General features: G+C 51.8%; 18 protein-coding genes. 7 read left to right on the top strand and 11 right to left on the bottom strand.

What is annotated here, in order from left to right:
• Positions 1 to 122: 122 nt before the first annotated feature.
• The 3 genes from pfkA to cpxP form a co-directional block, all read right to left on the bottom strand.
• Positions 123 to 1,085, bottom strand: a complete 963-nt coding sequence (gene pfkA / locus OGY71_RS00795) for a 6-phosphofructokinase (protein WP_003825214.1) — start codon at positions 1,083 to 1,085, stop codon at positions 123 to 125.
• A 185-nt stretch (positions 1,086 to 1,270) separates the two neighbouring features.
• Positions 1,271 to 2,173, bottom strand: a complete 903-nt coding sequence (gene fieF, locus OGY71_RS00800) for a CDF family cation-efflux transporter FieF (protein ID WP_003825216.1) — start codon at positions 2,171 to 2,173, stop codon at positions 1,271 to 1,273.
• Positions 2,174 to 2,320: 147 nt separating this feature from the next.
• Complete coding sequence (cpxP, locus tag OGY71_RS00805; RefSeq protein WP_008787022.1) at positions 2,321 to 2,821, bottom strand: cell-envelope stress modulator CpxP; 501 nt, start codon at positions 2,819 to 2,821, stop codon at positions 2,321 to 2,323.
• A 150-nt stretch (positions 2,822 to 2,971) separates the two neighbouring features.
• Between cpxP and cpxR the strand changes: the two genes are divergently transcribed.
• Positions 2,972 to 3,670, top strand: coding sequence for an envelope stress response regulator transcription factor CpxR (gene cpxR, locus OGY71_RS00810; RefSeq protein WP_003028763.1), 699 nt, complete (start codon positions 2,972 to 2,974; stop codon positions 3,668 to 3,670).
• Positions 3,667 to 5,040 (top strand): envelope stress sensor histidine kinase CpxA, encoded by a 1,374-nt coding sequence (gene cpxA, locus OGY71_RS00815; protein WP_003028758.1) that lies wholly within the window; start codon positions 3,667 to 3,669, stop codon positions 5,038 to 5,040. The genes cpxR and cpxA overlap by 4 nt, the downstream gene beginning before the upstream one ends.
• A gap of 40 nt (positions 5,041 to 5,080) precedes the next feature.
• On the opposite strand, the gene OGY71_RS00820 is transcribed toward cpxA, so the two are convergent.
• From OGY71_RS00820 to yiiM, 4 genes are all read right to left on the bottom strand, one after another.
• On the bottom strand, positions 5,081 to 6,331 hold the full coding sequence (locus OGY71_RS00820) for an MFS transporter (RefSeq protein ID WP_122973888.1): 1,251 nt from the start codon (positions 6,329 to 6,331) through the stop codon (positions 5,081 to 5,083).
• Between the two features lie 122 nt (positions 6,332 to 6,453).
• On the bottom strand, positions 6,454 to 7,407 hold the full coding sequence (locus tag OGY71_RS00825) for a sugar phosphate isomerase/epimerase family protein (RefSeq protein ID WP_126319621.1): 954 nt from the start codon (positions 7,405 to 7,407) through the stop codon (positions 6,454 to 6,456).
• An 8-nt stretch (positions 7,408 to 7,415) separates the two neighbouring features.
• Entirely contained in the window at positions 7,416 to 8,120 is a 705-nt protein-coding gene (locus OGY71_RS00830) for a GntR family transcriptional regulator (protein WP_003825231.1), read from the bottom strand.
• Positions 8,121 to 8,347: 227 nt separating this feature from the next.
• Positions 8,348 to 9,022, bottom strand: a complete 675-nt coding sequence (gene yiiM / locus OGY71_RS00835) for a 6-hydroxyaminopurine reductase (RefSeq protein WP_003825233.1) — start codon at positions 9,020 to 9,022, stop codon at positions 8,348 to 8,350.
• Between the two features lie 152 nt (positions 9,023 to 9,174).
• Here yiiM and OGY71_RS00840 point away from each other — a divergent pair, with 152 nt between their 5' ends.
• Entirely contained in the window at positions 9,175 to 10,071 is an 897-nt protein-coding gene (locus tag OGY71_RS00840; RefSeq protein ID WP_003825235.1) for a dihydrodipicolinate synthase family protein, read from the top strand.
• A gap of 41 nt (positions 10,072 to 10,112) precedes the next feature.
• Here OGY71_RS00840 and kdgT read toward each other — a convergent pair whose 3' ends face one another.
• Positions 10,113 to 11,096 carry a 2-keto-3-deoxygluconate transporter gene (gene kdgT, locus OGY71_RS00845; RefSeq protein WP_003825237.1) on the bottom strand — a complete coding sequence of 328 codons (984 nt, stop codon included), beginning with the start codon at positions 11,094 to 11,096 and terminating at the stop codon, positions 10,113 to 10,115.
• 233 nt (positions 11,097 to 11,329) lie between these two features.
• Positions 11,330 to 11,950, bottom strand: coding sequence for a superoxide dismutase [Mn] (sodA, locus tag OGY71_RS00850; protein WP_003825239.1), 621 nt, complete (start codon positions 11,948 to 11,950; stop codon positions 11,330 to 11,332).
• Positions 11,951 to 12,239: 289 nt separating this feature from the next.
• On the opposite strand from sodA, the gene rhaT reads away from it, so the two are divergent.
• Positions 12,240 to 13,274, top strand: coding sequence for an L-rhamnose/proton symporter RhaT (rhaT, locus tag OGY71_RS00855; protein ID WP_003825242.1), 1,035 nt, complete (start codon positions 12,240 to 12,242; stop codon positions 13,272 to 13,274).
• On the opposite strand, the gene rhaR is transcribed toward rhaT, so the two are convergent.
• Positions 13,271 to 14,119 carry an HTH-type transcriptional activator RhaR gene (rhaR, locus tag OGY71_RS00860; protein ID WP_126957439.1) on the bottom strand — a complete coding sequence of 283 codons (849 nt, stop codon included), beginning with the start codon at positions 14,117 to 14,119 and terminating at the stop codon, positions 13,271 to 13,273. The genes rhaT and rhaR overlap by 4 nt on opposite strands.
• A 152-nt stretch (positions 14,120 to 14,271) precedes the next feature.
• On the bottom strand, positions 14,272 to 15,120 hold the full coding sequence (gene rhaS / locus OGY71_RS00865) for an HTH-type transcriptional activator RhaS (RefSeq protein WP_008787013.1): 849 nt from the start codon (positions 15,118 to 15,120) through the stop codon (positions 14,272 to 14,274).
• Between the two features lie 303 nt (positions 15,121 to 15,423).
• Between rhaS and rhaB the strand changes: the two genes are divergently transcribed.
• The 3 genes from rhaB to rhaD all read left to right on the top strand — a co-directional run bounded on the left by rhaB (position 15,424) and on the right by rhaD (position 19,120).
• Positions 15,424 to 16,893: a rhamnulokinase gene (rhaB, locus tag OGY71_RS00870; protein WP_286612647.1), complete on the top strand. Its 1,470-nt coding sequence runs from the start codon at positions 15,424 to 15,426 to the stop codon at positions 16,891 to 16,893.
• Positions 16,890 to 18,149: an L-rhamnose isomerase gene (gene rhaA / locus OGY71_RS00875; protein WP_286612649.1), complete on the top strand. Its 1,260-nt coding sequence runs from the start codon at positions 16,890 to 16,892 to the stop codon at positions 18,147 to 18,149. Before rhaB ends, rhaA begins: the two co-directional genes overlap by 4 nt.
• Before the next feature lie 143 nt (positions 18,150 to 18,292).
• Positions 18,293 to 19,120 (top strand): rhamnulose-1-phosphate aldolase, encoded by an 828-nt coding sequence (gene rhaD / locus OGY71_RS00880; protein ID WP_003825250.1) that lies wholly within the window; start codon positions 18,293 to 18,295, stop codon positions 19,118 to 19,120.
• Positions 19,121 to 19,148 lie beyond the last annotated feature (28 nt).

The raw sequence follows: 19,148 nt of genomic DNA on the forward strand, positions 1-19,148 counted from the left end.
TTTGCTATAACTTGGGGGAATATATGGAGTCGAGTTTTTGCCTGATGGCGCTACGCTTATCAGGCCTACGATTTGCATCATGTAGGCCGGATAAGGCGCAAGCCGCCATCCGGCAATTGCAATTAATACAGTTTCTTCGCGCAGTCCAGCCAGTCACCTTTGAACGGACGCTTCATGTTTTCGATAGCGTCGATGATGTCATGGTGAACCAGCTGCTCGTTCTGAATACCTACGCAGCGACCGCCGTGACCTTCCAGCAGAAGTTCAATGGCATAGGCGCCCATACGGGATGCCAGAATACGGTCGTAAGGAACCGGGGAACCACCACGCTGGATGTGACCCAGTACGGTTGCACGCGTTTCACGACCCGTTTCTTTCTCAATGTAATGCGCCAATTCGTCAACGTCACACATGTGTTCAGTGATCGCTACGATTGCGTGTTTTTTACCTTTCGCGATACCTGCTTTGATTTCAGTAACCAAATCGTCACGGCTGAATTCCACTTCCGGAACCACCACGAACTCACAGCCACCGGCAATCGCTGCTGCCAGGGTCAGGTCACCACAGTAGCGGCCCATCACTTCAACGATAGAAATACGCTGGTGAGAAGAAGAGGTATCACGCAGGCGGTCAATCGCTTCAACGACAGTACCCAGCGCGGTGAAGTAGCCGATGGTGTAGTCAGTGCCCTTGATATCGTTGTCGATAGTGCCCGGCAGACCGATGCACGGGAAGCCCATTTCAGTCAGGCGTTTTGCACCCATGTAAGAACCGTCACCCCCGATAACAACCAGGGCGTCGATGCCACGCTTCTTCAGGTTTTCGATCGCCACCGCACGTACGTTTTCATCACGGAATTCCGGGAAGCGAGCAGAACCGAGGAAAGTACCGCCACGGTTGATCATGTCGGACACGCTGTAGCGGTCAAGCTGGACCATACGGTCTTCATACAAACCCAGGTAGCCATCATGGATCCCCATGACTTCCAGCCCTTCCGTCAACGCTGCACGTACAACACCACGGATTGCTGCGTTCATGCCCGGCGCATCACCGCCGCTTGTCAACACACCGATTTTCTTAATCATGACTACCTCTGAACTTTGGAATGCAAAATGAAATCTGCTGCCGGAAGTCGATTCCGCATATCGAAACGATCCAACGAATATGCAGATAGTATAACAATCACTTCCTGCTGAATTGATTCAGGTCAGGCCAAATGGTGGTAATTTATACACAAAATGCTGGCCCGGTTCACTTTTTTTACAACGAATTATGAAAGCTCAAACATCTTGCCTTCCTTGGGTACGACTGAACAGGGATCCTGATGAATGATGACATCCGATCCCGGGAAACGCCGTAAAATTGCCTGCTCAACCTGTTCAGCCACTAAATGCGCCTGAACGAGCGGCAGATTATCTTCCATTTCCAAATGAATCTGAATAAAGCGGGTCGGCCCTGACTGCCGCGTGCGAAGATCGTGAGCGCCGCTGACTCCAGGCCATGACGTCACGATATCAATAATTTCCTGACGTTCCTCATCGGGTAAAGCGCGATCCAGCAAAGATTGCACTGCCTCATACCCCATGCGTAATGCGCTATATAAAATATAGATGCCAATCCCGAGCGCAAACAAGGCATCCGCACGATGCCAGCCGTACCATGCCAGCCCGAGCGCAATGAGAATCGCACCGTTCATCATAACATCAGACTGATAATGAAGCATATCTGCCCGAACGGCCTGACTTTGCGTACGCTTCACTACCCAGCGCTGAAACGAGACCAGAATGATTGTACACACTAACGCAATAATGGTGACAACCACCCCAACGCCGGGATCTTTCATCGGCGTGGGTTGAATGAGATGCTGAATCCCGGTCAGGAATAAAAACAGCGCCGAACCGGAAATAAACATGCTTTGCGCCAGCGCCGCCAGCGATTCCGCTTTTCCGTGGCCGAACGTATGTTCATCATCGGCGGGCTGCAGCGAATAGCGCACCACCAACAGGTTGGTTAATGACGCCGCGATGTCCACCAGCGAATCCACCAGTGCTGCCAGAATACTGACCGATCCGGTGTACCACCACGCGAAAATTTTGATCAAAAGTAACAGCGATGCCATCACGGTCGCCGCGATTGCCGCCCGGCTCACCAGCCGCCCATAGGTTTGATTCATAAACACTCCTGCCAGGATATGCCGCTAGTATAACGGATGAAGTAAAACAGTCAGGCAATAACCGAGGGACAAATTTTGGGCAAAAAAAACCCCCACATCATGTGGGGGAAGACAGGGATGGTGTCTATGGCAAGGAAAACAGGGTTACTACTGGGAACGTGAGTTGCTACTACTCAATAAATTCAACGATGAGCTTTTTTTCCAGTGCGCTACGTCGCGCAGTTGCTCCATTCGTTGTTCATGTTTCTCATTTAAAACCGCTTGCTGCTCGGGCGTTAACAGGCGATACATCTGGTTGCGGATCCTGGCTATTTCAACCTGGCGGGCAACCTGTTCTTGCGCCATTCTTTCTGCCTGAGCGCGCACTGCGCTTTCATCAAATTTCTCTGCGGTGACAAGGCGATGCATTGTCTCCATTTCGCTAACATTAACAGGAGGCTGTTCGTGTCTTGCCTGCTGCATTAAATCTCGCATCTGTTGACGTTGATGTTCGGTTAAACTGATACCGTCAAACATGTGGCTCTGAACGCTGCGTTGCGATGAGCCTTCACCCAGGTGCCAGTGATCGCCTGTGACGACTTCAGCTGCATGGCTAAATGTACTGAGTGCCAGCGTTGAGGCCATGACGGCAGCGGTAACTTTGCCCATCACTTGCTCCCAAAATCTTTTCTGTCGCGATTCAACGAGAGACAGTTTACGATTCGGGCTGCAAACATGCGTCAGGGGGTGTAAAACAACGTAAAGTCATAGATTAGCGACGCCTGATGACGTAATTTCTGCCTCGGAGGTACGTAAACAATGAATAAAATCCTGTTAGTTGATGATGACCGAGAGCTGACTTCCCTGTTAAAGGAGTTGCTCGAAATGGAAGGTTTCGATGTGCTGGTTGCCTATGATGGGGAACAGGCGCTTGAGCTTCTGGATGACAGCATCGATTTACTTTTGCTCGACGTCATGATGCCGAAGAAAAACGGCATTGATACGCTGAAAGCACTTCGTCAGACACACCAGACACCTGTAATCATGCTGACCGCTCGCGGCAGCGAATTGGATCGCGTACTTGGCCTTGAGCTGGGCGCGGACGACTATTTACCTAAACCGTTTAACGACCGTGAACTGGTCGCGCGCATCCGCGCTATTCTACGTCGCTCACACTGGAGCGAACAGCAGCAGAACAGCGATAACGGCTCGCCGACGCTGGAAGTAGATGCGTTAAGCCTTAATCCGGGTCGCCAGGAAGCCAGCTTTGACGGGCAAATTCTGGAGTTAACCGGCACCGAATTCACCCTGCTCTATTTGCTGGCTCAGCATCTCGGTCAGGTGGTTTCGCGTGAGCACCTGAGCCAGGAAGTGCTGGGCAAACGCCTGACGCCTTTCGATCGCGCGATCGACATGCATATCTCGAACCTGCGTCGTAAGCTGCCAGAGCGTAAAGACGGACACCCGTGGTTTAAAACCCTGCGTGGTCGCGGCTACCTGATGGTCTCCGCTTCATGATAGGGAGCTTAACCGCACGCATCTTTGCCATCTTCTGGTTGACGCTGGCACTGGTGTTAATGTTGGTACTGATGTTACCCAAGCTCGATTCACGCCAGATGACCGAGCTACTGGATAGCGAGCAGCGCCAGGGGTTAATGATTGAGCAACACGTTGAAGCTGAACTGGCGAACGATCCACCCAACGATTTGATGTGGTGGCGTCGCTTGTTTCGGGCGATAGACAAGTGGGCGCCGCCAGGACAGCGGTTATTACTTGTTACGACGGAAGGACGCGTGATCGGCGCAGAACGCAACGAAATGCAGATCATTCGTAACTTTATTGGTCAGGCCGATAACGCCGACCATCCGCAAAAGAAAAAATACGGTCGCGTTGAGATGGTCGGGCCTTTCTCCGTCAGAGACGGTGAAGATAACTACCAGCTGTATCTCATACGACCTGCCAGCAGCTCACAATCTGACTTTATCAACCTGCTGTTCGACCGACCGCTGCTGTTGCTGATCGTCACCATGTTAGTCAGCTCACCGCTATTGCTTTGGCTTGCCTGGAGTCTGGCGAAACCTGCGCGTAAGTTGAAAAACGCGGCGGATGAAGTGGCCCAGGGCAACCTGCGTCAGCATCCGGAACTGGAAGCCGGTCCGCAGGAGTTTCTGGCGGCAGGCGCCAGCTTTAACCAGATGGTGACAGCGCTGGAACGGATGATGACCACACAGCAACGCCTGCTGTCGGACATCTCTCACGAGCTGAGAACACCGCTAACGCGTCTGCAACTGGGCACCGCTCTGCTGCGCCGTCGTAGCGGTGAGAGCAAAGAGCTGGAGCGCATTGAAACAGAAGCACACCGACTGGACAGCATGATCAACGACCTGCTGGTGATGTCACGTAATCAGCAGAAAAACGCGCTGGTCAGTGAAACAGTGAAAGCTAATCAGCTGTGGGGCGAAGTGCTGGATAACGCCGCCTTTGAAGCTGAGCAGATGGGTAAATCACTCACGGTGAATTTCCCGCCGGGTCCGTGGCCGCTGTACGGTAACCCAAATGCGTTGGAAAGTGCGCTGGAAAACATTGTGCGCAATGCCCTGCGCTATTCACATACGAAGATTGAAGTTGGCTTCGCGGTGGATATCGACGGGATTACCATCACCGTGGACGATGATGGCCCAGGCGTTAGCCCTGAAGACAGAGAACAGATTTTCCGTCCGTTCTATCGTACCGATGAGGCGCGCGATCGCGAGTCTGGCGGAACAGGTCTGGGTCTGGCGATTGTTGAAACCGCAATTCAGCAGCATCGTGGCTGGGTGAAGGCCGAAGACAGCCCGCTGGGTGGTTTACGGCTGGTGATTTGGTTACCGCTGTATAAACGCGCTTAACAGGCTTCCCCGGTAGCCTCGTGCCGGGGAAGCCCTCACTTTATGCTGTCACTTCTGCCGCCGCTAGCTTTTGCTTTTTAATCCGCTTCACCAGAATGGTCGAACAGATAAAGCCCATTAAGCTGAACGCAATCATCACGCTAAAGACATAGTTGTAGCCAGTGATGCCGCTATTGGTATCCAGCAAATAGCCGTACAACGTGTACGCAAACATCGCTGGCATATAACCGATGATGCAACCAAATGCCATTGCCGAGCCCGCATACTCACGTGGGGTACCGATCTCATCCATTGGCGCGAAGAAAATGGCGCGCTGTGAGAAGATAATCGCTCCGAACCCTAATGTCGCCGCCATACCGATATACACGTTCATTGTTTGATGCGGTAACTGCATGAACACAAGCATCGCTACAGCAGAGATCAGGAACGTCCACTTCAGATACACTGTCGGTGATTTAGCAACTTTATCTGCCAACATTCCACCAATCGGCCCACCTACCATTTTTAACGCATACTGGTTGATGATGCCGTACGCACCGACGAGCGCTACCGGCAGCATATAGATATCTTTTAAGAATGGAATAAAGTAAGTCAGTCCACAGTACGCGGCATAAACGAAGAAAATACCTAAAGAAGCCAGCCAAACATTAGGGCAGGACAAAACATGTTTGATACCCTTTAACACTTCCATGTTGGCACTGGTTTTCTCGCCGCCTTTCACTTTGTCATCATCGACAATAAAGTACGTCACAATACCTGCCACAAGCGTAATTACCGTATAGAACAACAGGCCCGCCTGCATCCCCGCTTTACCTTCACCAAACTGGACGAAGACAAACAGAGCGCCAGATGCAACGATAACATCCACCACGCCACGTCCGGCTTCTAAAAAGCCGAACATGCGTCCTTGTTCTTCTTTCGTTCCCAGCAAACGAACGGCTTTCAGCAATACCGGCCAATAAACCACATCGGCAAAGAAAGCCATCGCGGCAAAGCAAATGAGATAACCGGTAAATGACGGTAGCGTTGCCAGGTATAAGCCACATAACCCAACGCCAATCAGACCGAACGGTAATAATATTTTCTTGGAGTAACGGTCTGCGATATAGAGAGAAAGAAAAAGTCCGGTTGTCTGAACAATCGTATAAACCGTAAAGCTCAACCCAATTTGCGTATTAGTTAAACCCCAGTCATTCTGCATTGGCACATAGAAAACATCTTTCATACTCGAAAGCTTGAATATCGTGCCGCCGCCTAAAATCAAAAAACAGAGCCTTGCCCATTTATTCATGAACATGATTAAACCCTCATTGCTTGTTGAGAGAAATATCTAAATTAAATTGTATAATTAATAACGCCAGGGGATTATTTTCATAATCCTTTCCGCATTTAATAATATTTTAAGAAAACTAATTAATTGCCTATAAACTTGTCACATATATCACGGATATATTTTATTTGGGCAAGAGCATGTTCTTTTTCCTGCGCCAGTCGCGCATCAATCATGTTGCAGTCAGGCAGCGGCGTATAACTTGCATCGCGCCATGGGATCCATGGATTATCACCCTCATCGTCGAAGCGAAATGCAGGGGCATAATATTCAACTTCTTCTTCCAGGCCAAAAGCATGTACTTGCGGTTTATCTTCACCTAAAAGTAATAATGCCTTAAGCATCTCTTCCATGGGTAAATCGCCGTGTCCTGAACGACAAGCCTCATGCCCCCAGCCTTTACCTTCTTTAATAATTTTTGCGTCTTTGATATGCACCTGAGTGATCAGAGGAGACATAACCTCTAACGCAGAAAGCGGCTGCTCATTGGCATTAATCATGTTGCCAAAATCAAACAGAATAGAGAGATTTTTCATCCCGCTATTATTAACCAGCGTCACCAGCTCATGGCCTTGCAGATCTTCATGCTGTTCGATAGTAAAGCTTAGTCCGCAATCGTCATACTGAGACAGCCACGCAATATCATTGGCAATCTTCGCCATAACATCGTTCAGATACCCTTCATAACGCGGGTAGAAACGCACTGAAGTTGCACCAGTAGCAACAGCAATACGGATTGCATCCGTCAATGTTGCCTTATCCGATGCGCTCGTTTCGATATGCACATCCAGATTATATTTTTTAGCCTTTTCTTTAAAATCGTGTAGCTGCTGATCGTTCAGTTTCTGCAGTGATTGGGACTCACCATCCTCAACATGTATTTTTACACCCTTCAATTTTTGCTGATGCGCAATATCCAGAAGATCCCCCGGCAGGACTCTCTCGTAGCGCATATTCAGATGAAAAGCATAAGCATGTAGGTACAGCGGTATATTTCTCGCGCGTTCCGCAAGAAGTTCTTGGTTACATTTTCCCATTATTTTTCTCATTCATCGCGAATAACAAGTTCCACTGATTCAAGTCGCCAGTATTCGAAATCAACCTGAACCACTTTTTTATCTCGGGTAGCCCGATGTTTTTCTACTAAAATTCCATACGTATTAGGCGCAACACCCAGCTCTTTGCAGGCCACTTCTGGCATATTGACCGGTTTAAAAATCATTTCTTTGATATTTAAAACATGGCCAAACGCATCTTCCCAGACGCTGGCAAAAGACTGATTGCCCAATTTATTAATGAATCCTGGCGCAACATCGGCATCAATATAGGATTCATGGTAAAACACTTTATGTGAATCAAGGCCGCACCAGCCGGTAACTAAATAGCGATCGCCGGAGGAGAGAAAAACATCATCAACATGATGCGGAACTGTATCAATGGTTTCTTTGGTTAAATAATCCCAAAAAGGCTTACGTCCCTGAGCACAAGCTTCAGCATTGAAGCTGGAAAGTGATTTAGGGTTATAAATAAATCGCTTCGATGAAATAAACCAACCACTGCGGTTCTTGCGGAAAATACGCGCATCGATCTCAAGCTCAATCAGAACCTGACGTAAGGTCATACGCTTTGCATCCAGCAGCTCACATAACTCTCTCTCCGAGGGCAATTTGGAGCCCGCTGGTAAATTATTCTCGTTTAACCAGCTTTCAAAGCGCTCTCTGAGCACATCAACATTGTTTTTCTTTTTCATTTCGCTCATCTGGTTTAAACCAATTTGAAGCTAAGATATTTGAGTGCAGGAAATACTCAAGTTTTTTTTCAACGCAGAGTTTCTTTTTGTGGACCAGGTATCAAGAATGGCTTTGAAGCAAACCGTGACCGTCAGGTTTTTGCCCGGTTTGGTACGCAGGAGATGAACCACGGGGGAGAGGTAAATCAGGTGTCGCCACCTGATTTAATTGCCAGATGAAGGTAGGTTTATTTTCCCCACAAACGGCGGGAATTGTCTTCGATCTTGCCGCTTAGACGGCGCTTTTGCATCGTTCTGGTCCAGCTTTTTGATAACCCGGCAGCCGACAGTAAACGGTGATATTGCGAATCATCAAACGGCATATGCCAGGCGATAGCAATTGCCTCCTGTACGCTGACGTCGCTCACGCGTGACGCCAGGATCAATGGCGCGTCTGCTGACACCTGACCAGGCGCGATGACGCTGCACAGCCAGCCTGTCTTACCCACATCCTGCATCTGGCTGGCCATATCGCTGATGCCAAAATGGAAATTCAGCTTAAAGCACGGCGAGCGCGGCTGCGTGACCTGAATCAGCGCCTCTCCCCACTGGAAAATGTCGCCAATATACACATTCTCTTCAGTCAGCCCCTCAGTAGAGAGGTTCTCACCAAACGCGGGGGCGACAAATAGCTCCGCCTGCTCCGGAAACGCTTGTCTCCAGTGCTGATAGTGTTCACGCGGATAGTGACACAGCGCGCGATCCGGCCCGCCATGAATTTTCGTTTCCGCTTGTTCATCCCCCGTCAGCCCCAGTTCGGTCAGCATCAACTCACCGTCAATCTGGACTTTAGCAATCGCGCTGGGACGGCTTCCCGTGTAGTCCCGAACTTTGCCCGTAAAAACATCGACCGGATATCGCATCTGTTCCCTCTCCCGATAAATTTCCCCCATTACACCACATTTATTTTACCCCAGTCGCTCAAAATGAGAGCACGGTTCACATGAAACTTAGGGACACATGCTATCAATGTAATCTGGTTTTGAAACATCATTTCAAATAAGGAGTCGACAACGTGACTGGTCAATCGCAATTTGCTGGCGTCTGGTGTCCTTCCATTACGCCAATGGACAATGATGGCAAGATCGATCTCAACGGTCTAAGCCAACATCTCAAACGCCTTACCGAGGCCAAAATCGACGTGATTTTGCTGATGGGCAGCATCGGGGAATTTGCCTCCTTTACGCTCGAAGAAAGGCTGTTGCTGATCCGCGAAGCCCGTGCCATGAGCTCGCTAAAGATGGTCGCCAACGTCTCATCCACCTGCCAGAATGATGTTTTATTGATGGCGCAGGAAGCGTATCGCTCAGGTTACGATGCCGTGATGATCCTGCCACCCTACTACTACGGACAAACAGCGAAACAGCTGCTGAGCTACTTCCGTCAGTTGGGGCAGAAACTCAGCGGCAAATGGTTTGCTTATAACTTCCCGGCACGCACCGGCTGCGATTTAACCCCCGAACTGGTAGCCACCCTCGCCGCCGAGTTCCCGAATTTCGCTGGCATTAAAGACACCGTCGACTGCCAGTCCCATACCCGCAGTATGATTCAGACCACCCGCGCCGTGCGGGAGGATTTTGCCGTGCTGTCCGGCTATGACGAATACTACATTCCCAACCTGTTGGCAGGTGGCGCGGGGATTATTTCAGGGTTGAACAACGTCATGCCGGAACTGTTTGTCAGCGCGCGGGAAGCGTTTAAACAGGGCGACCTGGCAGCGCTTCGCGATATTCAGGACCAGATTGGCACCTACATGTCCATCTATGCCATCGGCGAAGATTTTGTCACCACCATCAAAACCGTGGTATCGCGTAAATTTGGCTATTGTACCGGCGTGTCACGTAATGCCGGTGGAGAGTTGAACGAGAGTGAGTGCCGAACAATCGATGAGGTGTTTGTCGTCAAAGGGTAAATAATTAAGCCGGATGGAGCAGACCATCCGGCTTAAGAGACTTACTTCACGGTACCACGAATATCAATTTCTGCCGCCCTTGCTTTGACCTTTTTCGACCAGATAGACGTGATAATCGGCACCAGAATGGAGGTCACAATCACCGACGTGGCGACCAGGGAAGTTGCTGCCGGTGCCATCGGTTTAAATGCCGGAACCATTTCAGCAATCAGCACAGGCGTAGCAACCGCCGCCCCCGCGGAACTGGAAGCGGCAATCCCCGCCGTACCATCGCCACCACCAATCAGTTTATCGGCGATAATCAATGGAATACCAGTGATGATAATCACCGCCACGCCCAGCAGAATACCCAGCACGCCGGTCTGCGCAATCACGCTCAAATCAATGGTGTTACCTAATGCGAAGGCAAAGAACGGGATCAGCGTCTGCACCGCTTTGCTGAAGAACTCCCGCAGTTCAGGGTCCAGATTCCCCAGCGCAAAGCCAATCAGGAACGGCAATACTGCACCAACAAATACGTGCGGTTCAAACGACGCGATCCCGGCGGTTCCCAGAATCACCATGGTCATCAGCGGGCCAGACTCCAGCGACATCAGGACAAACGCCCCGGCCTCTTCTTTGGTGCCGTACTGCTGCATAATCGAGGCATACAGCCCGCCGTTGGTCATATCCATCGCGGCCACCAGCGCCAGCGTAGACAACCCAGCGAAGAATCCGACCTCTACACCATGTTCCGGCAGAATGCGTGAAGCAATCGCTGCAACCACCCACGCCACCAGAATCTTGGTTATGACTAACGTACCTGATTTACGCAGCACGGTGCCGGTGGCGCTTAGCTTGATCGACGCCCCCATGCAAAAGAACCAGACTGCCAGGATAGGTACCGTACCGGTGATCATACCGTTGGTAAAGGAGCCGAAATATTTCCCGGCGCCGGGGGAAAAGGTGTGACACAACGCGCCCAGGAAAAGCGGCACCAGCATCATACCGCCTGGGATTTTCTCTATCGTACGTTTGATCTGCATTTCCATCACCTGTAGACATAAAAATGGGGCAATTTTTATGGGCGATTGCATCTTGCTTTGAGATGCGCCCGTCTTGATGAAAAGAAGATAGACATTCATAGAGACTATAAAAGTGATCCCACTCGCATAATAAAACCTTGTTTCAATTTAAGTGGATCATTGTTTTTATATTGAGTTTGATCACAAAAAAACCCCACAAGCATCGCTTGCAGGGCTTTGTTAAAGCGTAGAACTTATTTTTTTGCTGCGAAACGCGCGGCAGCTTCGTCCCAGTTCACAACGTTCCAGAACTCTTTGATGTAGTCCGGGCGACGGTTCTGGAATTTCAGGTAGTAAGCGTGTTCCCACACGTCCAGGCCCACGATTGGGAAACCGGAAGCGCCAGAGATAGCTTCACCCATCAGCGGGGAATCCTGGTTGGCGGTGGAAACAACAGCCAGTTTGTCACCTTTCAGAACCAGCCACGCCCAGCCGGAGCCAAAGCGGGTTGCCGCTGCTTTTTCAAATTCAGCTTTGAAGTTGTCAACGGAGCCGAAGTCACGTTCGATAGCCGCTTTCAGGTCGCCCTGCAGCGTAGTACCGGTTTTCAGGCCTTTCCAGAACAGGCTGTGGTTAGCGTGACCGCCCGCGTTGTTACGCAGTACGGTTTTCTTGTCTGCTGGCAGTTGATCCAGTTTGGTGATCAGCTCTTCAACGGACAGGCTGGCGAATTCAGGCAGGCTTTCCAGCGCAGCGTTGGCGTTATTTACGTAAGCCTGGTGGTGTTTGGTGTGGTGGATTTCCATCGTCTGCTTATCGAAGTGCGGTTCAAGGGCATCATAAGCGTACGGCAGGGATGGCAGTGTATAACTCATAATCATCTCCAGTATTGTCGGGCGGCCAGTGTTAACGCCGCGTAAGCAGTTGGGTCATTATAGTTAATTAAATGATATTGAAAATGATTATCAATGCCGTACTTTTTACAGGGTCTTAATGAATCAAACCCATTGTTAAAGATGTGAGCCGAATCACCCACTTAACGTGATAATTGCCAACATGCGCAAAAGGGCGGCAATCGTCAAAAGGTTAACCACCTGCGTAATTTTTAAACTCGTTAGGTCGGAGGGGTCATTACCGACGATAAAAAATAACGAGGATTAAGTCATGAGTAACGCGATTACGATGGGTATCTTTTGGCATTTGATAGGGGCAGCCAGTGCCGCCTGTTTCTATGCCCCGTTCAAGCAAGTCAAACATTGGTCATGGGAAACGATGTGGTCGGTTGGCGGGATCGTCTCCTGGATAATCCTGCCGTGGACCATCAGCGCCATGTTACTTCCCGATTTCTGGGCCTACTTCAGCTCCTTCAGCCTCTCCACACTGGCTCCGGTATTTCTGTTTGGTGCAATGTGGGGGATTGGCAATATCAACTATGGCCTGACCATGCGCTATCTCGGTATGTCGATGGGTATCGGGATTGCGATAGGTATTACGCTGATTGTCGGCACGCTGATGACCCCGATTATCAACGGCAATTTTGATGTACTGATCAATACCTCTGGTGGCCGCATGACGCTGCTTGGCGTACTGGTCGCGCTGATTGGCGTAGGCATTGTTACCCGTGCCGGTCAGTTAAAAGAACGCAAAATGGGCATCAAAGCGGAAGATTTCAACCTGAAAAAAGGTCTGGTTCTGGCCGTCATGTGCGGTATTTTCTCCGCCGGGATGTCCTTTGCGATGAACGCAGCGAAACCGATGCACGATGCCGCCGCCGCGTTGGGCGTCGATCCGCTGTATGTCGCCCTGCCTAGCTATGTGGTCATTATGGGCGGTGGCGCGCTTGTTAACCTGGGCTTCTGCTTCATTCGTCTGGCAAAAGTGAAGAACTTGTCGATAAAAGCCGACTTCTCGTTAGCCAAACCGCTGATTATCACCAACGTGCTGCTCTCTGCGCTTGGTGGCTTGATGTGGTATCTGCAATTCTTCTTCTACGCCTGGGGCCACGCACGTATTCCGGCGCAGTATGACTATGTAAGCTGGATGCTGCACATGAGCTTCTATGTTCTGTGCGGCGGGATTGTCGGTCTGGTATTGAAAGAGTGGAAAAACGCGGGTCGTCGTCCGGTCAGCGTGCTAAGCCTCGGCTGCGTGGTGATCATTGTCGCGGCAAACATTGTCGGTCTGGGAATGGCCAGCTAAGCATGCTGAGTACTGAGATGACGCCACTGGCTCGGCGTCATCCCGGTTTCCCGCGTAAATACCACTGAAAAGTAGTTACTGTCCTCAAAACCGCAGCGCATGGAAATCTCGCTAATCATCAACCGACTATGTTTGAGCAGATACTGCGCATGGCAAACCCGCACCTGGCGGAGATACTGGTTGATGGTCATCCCGGTCTGGCTGCGAAACTGCTGGCGCAAAACGCGCTCGCTGCACTGTTCGCGCTCGCAAAACGTATCCAGTTCGAACGCATGCTCATGGCTACCGGCTAACGCGGTGATCAGTTTATCCAGCAGCGTTTCACTGGAGGTCGCCGGGAGCGTATCCGTGGCATAACGATGCCGCTTAAGGTGTGTCACCAGTTGCCCGAACAGCAGCTCAGCCATGGTAAAAGCCTGTGCATCACGTTGATTGCTTTCATGCTCAAGCTGGCTTATCACCTGTCGGACCTGACTCATGCCAACGCTGCCGAGTCGCCAATGCGGCTGCCTCGGCGTACCGTCAAATCCGGGGATCGCCCCTTGCCAGTCAACATTCAGCGTCAACCGCTCCGGGCAGTAGATGATATTTTGCAACACCAGGTCGTTCACGGAGGTGTAGGAGTGTTTATCTTCGGCGCGAATGTAAAACAGATCGCCACGGGTTATCCGGTACGGACGATCGTTAAGGACATGCAGACCATTACCGCGCCAGACCATAACCAGCTCGCAAAACTCGTGGGTATGCTCAGCAAAGACATCCTGCGGATAACGGTCAGCCACGGCCACAGCCTGCTGCTCATGCGCAAAGAAGTCTGATTTCAGAAGGATTAGCTGATTCGCCATCACATGACCTCAACCTGAATGCTTGCCGGATGCGCTGCGCTTATCCGGCCTACAGGGCATCCACGTAGGCCAGATAAGGCGTAGCCACCATCCGGCGTTAAGGGACATGATTATCTGAGATTCGGCGGTAAAAAACGTTGATAGCTTTCGCGTTACTGGAGGCGGCTTGCCACAACGAGATCGCGCCCCTGACGAATATCGCGTGGTGACCACTTGAACTCACGACGAAAAAGCGTCGAAAAGTGGTTACTGTCGCCGAATCCACAGAGATAAGCGATGTCTGTCACACTGTCATCACTGTGGCGAAGCAGATGTCGGGCCTTGATCAGCCGCAAGCGGTTAAGGTAGCGCTGCGGCGTCAATCCGGTTTGCTGTTTGAGCTGGCGATGCAGAGTGCGCAAAGAGAGGGAAAACTTCTCGGCCAGCGCCTCCCAACACACCTCGTCGGCAAAGTTATCTTCCAGCCACGCCATCAGGAGGTTAAGCCGCGCGTCGTTATCGGTCGCTGCTTCCATCAGGCTGCTTTTACGCAGCAGCACCAGCAGTTGCATAAACAGGATCTCGCGATTTGCCGCCGTTGGTGTATCCATCCCCTCACCGAGCGCTTCCATCTGCCCCACCAGTTGTCGAACCTGCTGCAACACCCCCTGATTCACCCGCCAGTGGGAGGGATACTGCCCATTCTGTTCCTGAGGTAAAAGCTGATTCAGCCCAGCCAGGAATTGAAACGCATCCGGAGAGCGATACAACACATTGGTCAGGCACAGATTGTCAGTATGTTCATATAAATGCCGGTCATGATCGCGAACGAAACACACCGTACCGCCGCTGATGGTGTAAGGCTGCCCGTTGAACACATGGATCCCCGTTCCATGTTCGACCACCACAATTTCATGAAAATCATGATGATGCTCTGGAAACGCAGGTTGAGGAAGCCGCGGTTCAATAGCCACTGGCGCTTTACCTGTCGGAAAAAAATCCACGCAATGCAATACCGTCATGATGACATCCTTCCCGATCAAATGAACATGGCTGAATAGTAATTAAGGGTTATCACCCTCACCTTAAATTTTTGACGCCAAAGTGCGTAAACACGGTCAATTCTTCAAGAAATGACGGGAAAGATCGGGAATTGCGGAAGGCGTCACATCCGCTAAAACAGGTCCTATTAATAGAAATTGTGAACAGCGTCACGTTCACCTTTGCCATGTTGCCAGCCGCTAATTGTGGCTGTCACTGTCAAGAAGGTACGCTTTATCTGGGGTTCTTAGACTGAGTGCAATAAAACTCAGAAGGACCTCGCTATGACTTTTCGCCATTGTGTCGCAGTCGATCTCGGCGCATCCAGTGGGCGCGTAATGCTGGCGCGTTACGACAGTGAACACCGCTCCCTGACGCTACGTGAAATCCACCGCTTCATGAACTGCCTGCAAAAAACAGACGGTTTTGACACCTGGGACATCGACAGCCTGGAACACGATATTCGTCTTGGCCTGAAAAAAGTCTGCGATGAAGGTATTCGGATAGACAGCATCGGCATTGATACCTGGGGCGTGGATTACGTTCTGATCGATAACGTCGGTCAACGTGTCGGTCTGCCGGTCTCTTACCGTGACAGCCGCACGACCGGCATTCTGGCGCAGGCGATGAAGCAGCCGGGTAAAGGTGAAATTTACCGCCGTAGCGGCATTCAGTTTCTGCCCTTTAACACCCTGTATCAACTGCGTGCGCTGGTTGAACAGCAGCCAGAACTGCTCCCGCAGGTGGCCCATGCCCTGCTGATCCCCGACTACTTCAGCTTTCGCCTGACCGGCAAAATGAACTGGGAATACACCAACGCCACCACCACCCAGCTAGTCAATATCAATACCGACGACTGGGATGACACACTGCTGGCGTGGACCGGGGCAGACAAAGCCTGGTTTGGTCGCCCGACGCATCCAGGGAACGTGATCGGCCACTGGATTTGCCCGCAGAAAAACCAAATTCCGGTTGTCGCCGTCGCCAGTCACGACACGGCCAGTGCGGTCATTGCTTCTCCGCTGGCCGACAAAAACAGCGCCTATCTCTCTTCCGGAACCTGGTCGCTGATGGGCTTTGAGAGCAGAACACCGTATACCAACGATGCGGCGCTGGCGGCGAATATCACCAATGAAGGCGGCGCGGAAGGACGTTACCGTGTCCTGAAAAATATTATGGGGCTATGGCTGCTCCAGCGCGTATTAAAAGAGCGCCAGATTACCGACCTGCCAACGCTTATCTGCCAAACGCAAGCGCTGCCGGCCTGCCAGTTCCTGATAAACCCGAACGACGATCGCTTTATCAACCCCGACGATATGAGTGCAGAAATTCAGGCGGCATGCCGTGAATCAGGCCAACCCGTTCCCCTGCAAAACGCCGAACTGGCGCGCTGTATCTTCGACAGCCTGGCGTTGCTGTACGCCGATATCCTGCAAGAACTGGCTCAACTGCGTGGTGCAGCATTTAGCCAACTGCACATTGTCGGTGGTGGCTGCCAGAACACCTTACTGAACCAGCTATGTGCGGATGCCTGCGGTATTCGCGTGATGTCCGGGCCGATTGAGGCTTCCACGCTCGGCAATATTGGCATCCAGCTGATGACGCTGGACGAGCTGAACAACGTCGATGATTTCCGTCAGGTGGTACGCGCCAACTATGACCTGACCACCTTTATTCCCAATCCTGAAAGTGAAATTGCCCGCTACCAGGCGCAGTTTCAATCACTACGACAGACAAAGGAGCTTTGCGCATGACCACTCAACTTGAACAAGCCTGGGGACTGGCAAAACTGCGTTTCGCCGCGGTAGGCATTGATGTCGAGGCGGCCTTACGCCAGCTCGATCGTTTGCCGGTCTCCATGCACTGCTGGCAGGGCGATGATGTCGCCGGTTTCGAAAACCCGGAAGGCTCGCTTACTGGCGGTATTCAGGCTACCGGTAACTATCCGGGTAAAGCGCGTAACGCCACCGAACTGCGGGCCGATCTGGAGCAAGCGCTAAGCCTGATTCCTGGTCCAAAACGTCTGAATTTGCACGCGATCTATCTGGAATCGGATACACCGGTTCCCCGCGACCAAATCAAACCCGAACACTTCAAAAACTGGGTTGAGTGGGCGAAAGCGAACCAGTTAGGGCTGGATTTCAACCCATCCTGCTTCTCACACCCGCTGAGCGCCGACGGTTTCACGCTGGCGCACGCCGACGACACCATTCGCCAGTTCTGGATCGATCACTGCAAAGCCAGCCGTCGCGTCTCGGCGTATTTTGGCGAGCAGTTGGGTACACCATCGGTGATGAACATCTGGATCCCGGATGGCATGAAAGACATCACCATTGACCGTTTAGCGCCGCGCCAGCGTCTGCTGGACGCACTGGACGAAGTGATCAGCGAGAAACTTGACCCGGCGCACCATATCGATGCCGTCGAAAGCAAGCTGTTTGGCATCGGTGCGGAAAGCTACACCGTGGGCTCTAACGAGTTCTACATGGGTTACGCCACCAGCCGCCAGACCGCACTGTGTCTGGATGCGGGCCACTTCCATCCGACTGAAGTGATCTCCGACAAAATTTCTGCCGCCATGCTGTATGTACCGCGCCTGCTGCTGCACGTCAGCCGTCCGGTGCGCTGGGACAGCGACCACGTGGTGCTGCTGGATGATGAAACTCAGGCGATTGCCAGCGAGATCGTCCGCCACAACCTGTTTGACCGCGTACACATTGGCCTCGACTTCTTCGACGCCTCCATTAACCGCATTGCCGCGTGGGTGATCGGCACCCGCAATATGAAAAAAGCCCTGCTGCGCGCGCTGTTAGAACCCACCGAACAACTGCGTCAGCTCGAAGCCAACGGCGACTACACCGCACGCCTGGCCCTGCTGGAAGAGCAAAAATCGCTGCCGTGGCAGGCCGTCTGGGAGATGTATTGCCAGCGCCACGACACGCCTGCGGGCAGCCAGTGGCTGGACAGCGTGCGCGCTTATGAAAAAGAGATTTTGAGCAAACGTAGCTAACCGTGACGCCAGGCTTGTAGGCCGGATAAGACGCTCCGCGTCGCCATCTGGCAATGAATGAAACACGATTGCCGGATACCGCTTCGCTTATCCGGCCTTCGTAAGACCCGATAACGTTCGGGCAATAAACAGGAACACCGAACATGCAAAATATTACGACTTCCTGGTTCGTCCAGGGGATGATCAAAGCCACTTCTGATGCGTGGCTGAAAGGCTGGGACGAGCGTAACGGCGGCAACCTGACGCTGCGTCTTGATGAAGCAGATATCGCGCCGTTTAGCGCCGATTTCTACGAAAAACCACGCTATATTGCGCTAAGTCAGCCGATGCCGCTGCTGGCAAACACGCCGTTTATCGTCACTGGTTCCGGTAAATTTTTCCGTAACGTTCAGCTCGATCCCGCAGCAAATTTGGGCGTGGTACAAGTAGACAGCGACGGTGCGGGCTACCACATCCTCTGGGGCCTGACCCACGAGGCCGTGCCGACCTCTGAACTGCCGGCTCACTTCCTCTCCCACTGCGAACGCATTAAAGCGACGAACGGTAAAGACCGCGTGATCATGCACTGCCATGCCACCAACCTGATCGCTCTGACCTACGTACTGGAAAACAACACAGCGCTGATTACCCGCAAGCTGTGGGAAGGCAGCACCGAGTGCCTGGTGGTGTTCCCGGATGGCGTTGGCATTCTGCCGTGGATGGTGCCGGGTACAGATGAAATTGGTCAGGCTACCGCCGAGGAAATGCAGAAACACTCGCTGGTACTTTGGCCGTTCCACGGCGTGTTCGGAAGCGGACCTACCCTAGACGAAGCGTTCGGTTTGATAGATACCGCAGAGAAATCCGCCGAAGTTCTGGTCAAAATCTTTTCGATGGGCGGTATGAAGCAGACCATCTCACGTGAAGAGCTGGTCGCACTTGGCAAACGCTTTGGTGTTACGCCGCTGGCAAGCGCCATAGAGCTGTACTGATACCTCCCAACTCAACGCCGGATGCGGC

Source organism: Citrobacter sp. Cpo109 (assembly GCF_030332565.1).
Taxonomy (GTDB): Bacteria; Pseudomonadota; Gammaproteobacteria; order Enterobacterales; family Enterobacteriaceae; genus Citrobacter; species Citrobacter portucalensis.

Excerpts from the sequence above, each read along its gene's own strand:
- pfkA (WP_003825214.1), bottom strand. The coding sequence starts at position 1,085 with ATGATTAAGAAAATCGGTGTGTTGACAAGCGGCGGTGATGCGCCGGGC.
- fieF (WP_003825216.1), bottom strand. The coding sequence starts at position 2,173 with ATGAATCAAACCTATGGGCGGCTGGTGAGCCGGGCGGCAATCGCGGCG.
- cpxP (WP_008787022.1), bottom strand. The coding sequence starts at position 2,821 with ATGGGCAAAGTTACCGCTGCCGTCATGGCCTCAACGCTGGCACTCAGT.
- cpxR (WP_003028763.1), top strand. The coding sequence starts at position 2,972 with ATGAATAAAATCCTGTTAGTTGATGATGACCGAGAGCTGACTTCCCTG.
- cpxA (WP_003028758.1), top strand. The coding sequence starts at position 3,667 with ATGATAGGGAGCTTAACCGCACGCATCTTTGCCATCTTCTGGTTGACG.
- OGY71_RS00820 (WP_122973888.1), bottom strand. The coding sequence starts at position 6,331 with ATGAATAAATGGGCAAGGCTCTGTTTTTTGATTTTAGGCGGCGGCACG.
- OGY71_RS00825 (WP_126319621.1), bottom strand. The coding sequence starts at position 7,407 with ATGGGAAAATGTAACCAAGAACTTCTTGCGGAACGCGCGAGAAATATA.
- OGY71_RS00830 (WP_003825231.1), bottom strand. The coding sequence starts at position 8,120 with ATGAAAAAGAAAAACAATGTTGATGTGCTCAGAGAGCGCTTTGAAAGC.
- yiiM (WP_003825233.1), bottom strand. The coding sequence starts at position 9,022 with ATGCGATATCCGGTCGATGTTTTTACGGGCAAAGTTCGGGACTACACG.
- kdgT (WP_003825237.1), bottom strand. The coding sequence starts at position 11,096 with ATGCAGATCAAACGTACGATAGAGAAAATCCCAGGCGGTATGATGCTG.
- sodA (WP_003825239.1), bottom strand. The coding sequence starts at position 11,950 with ATGAGTTATACACTGCCATCCCTGCCGTACGCTTATGATGCCCTTGAA.
- rhaT (WP_003825242.1), top strand. The coding sequence starts at position 12,240 with ATGAGTAACGCGATTACGATGGGTATCTTTTGGCATTTGATAGGGGCA.
- rhaR (WP_126957439.1), bottom strand. The coding sequence starts at position 14,119 with ATGGCGAATCAGCTAATCCTTCTGAAATCAGACTTCTTTGCGCATGAG.
- rhaS (WP_008787013.1), bottom strand. The coding sequence starts at position 15,120 with ATGACGGTATTGCATTGCGTGGATTTTTTTCCGACAGGTAAAGCGCCA.
- rhaB (WP_286612647.1), top strand. The coding sequence starts at position 15,424 with ATGACTTTTCGCCATTGTGTCGCAGTCGATCTCGGCGCATCCAGTGGG.
- rhaA (WP_286612649.1), top strand. The coding sequence starts at position 16,890 with ATGACCACTCAACTTGAACAAGCCTGGGGACTGGCAAAACTGCGTTTC.
- rhaD (WP_003825250.1), top strand. The coding sequence starts at position 18,293 with ATGCAAAATATTACGACTTCCTGGTTCGTCCAGGGGATGATCAAAGCC.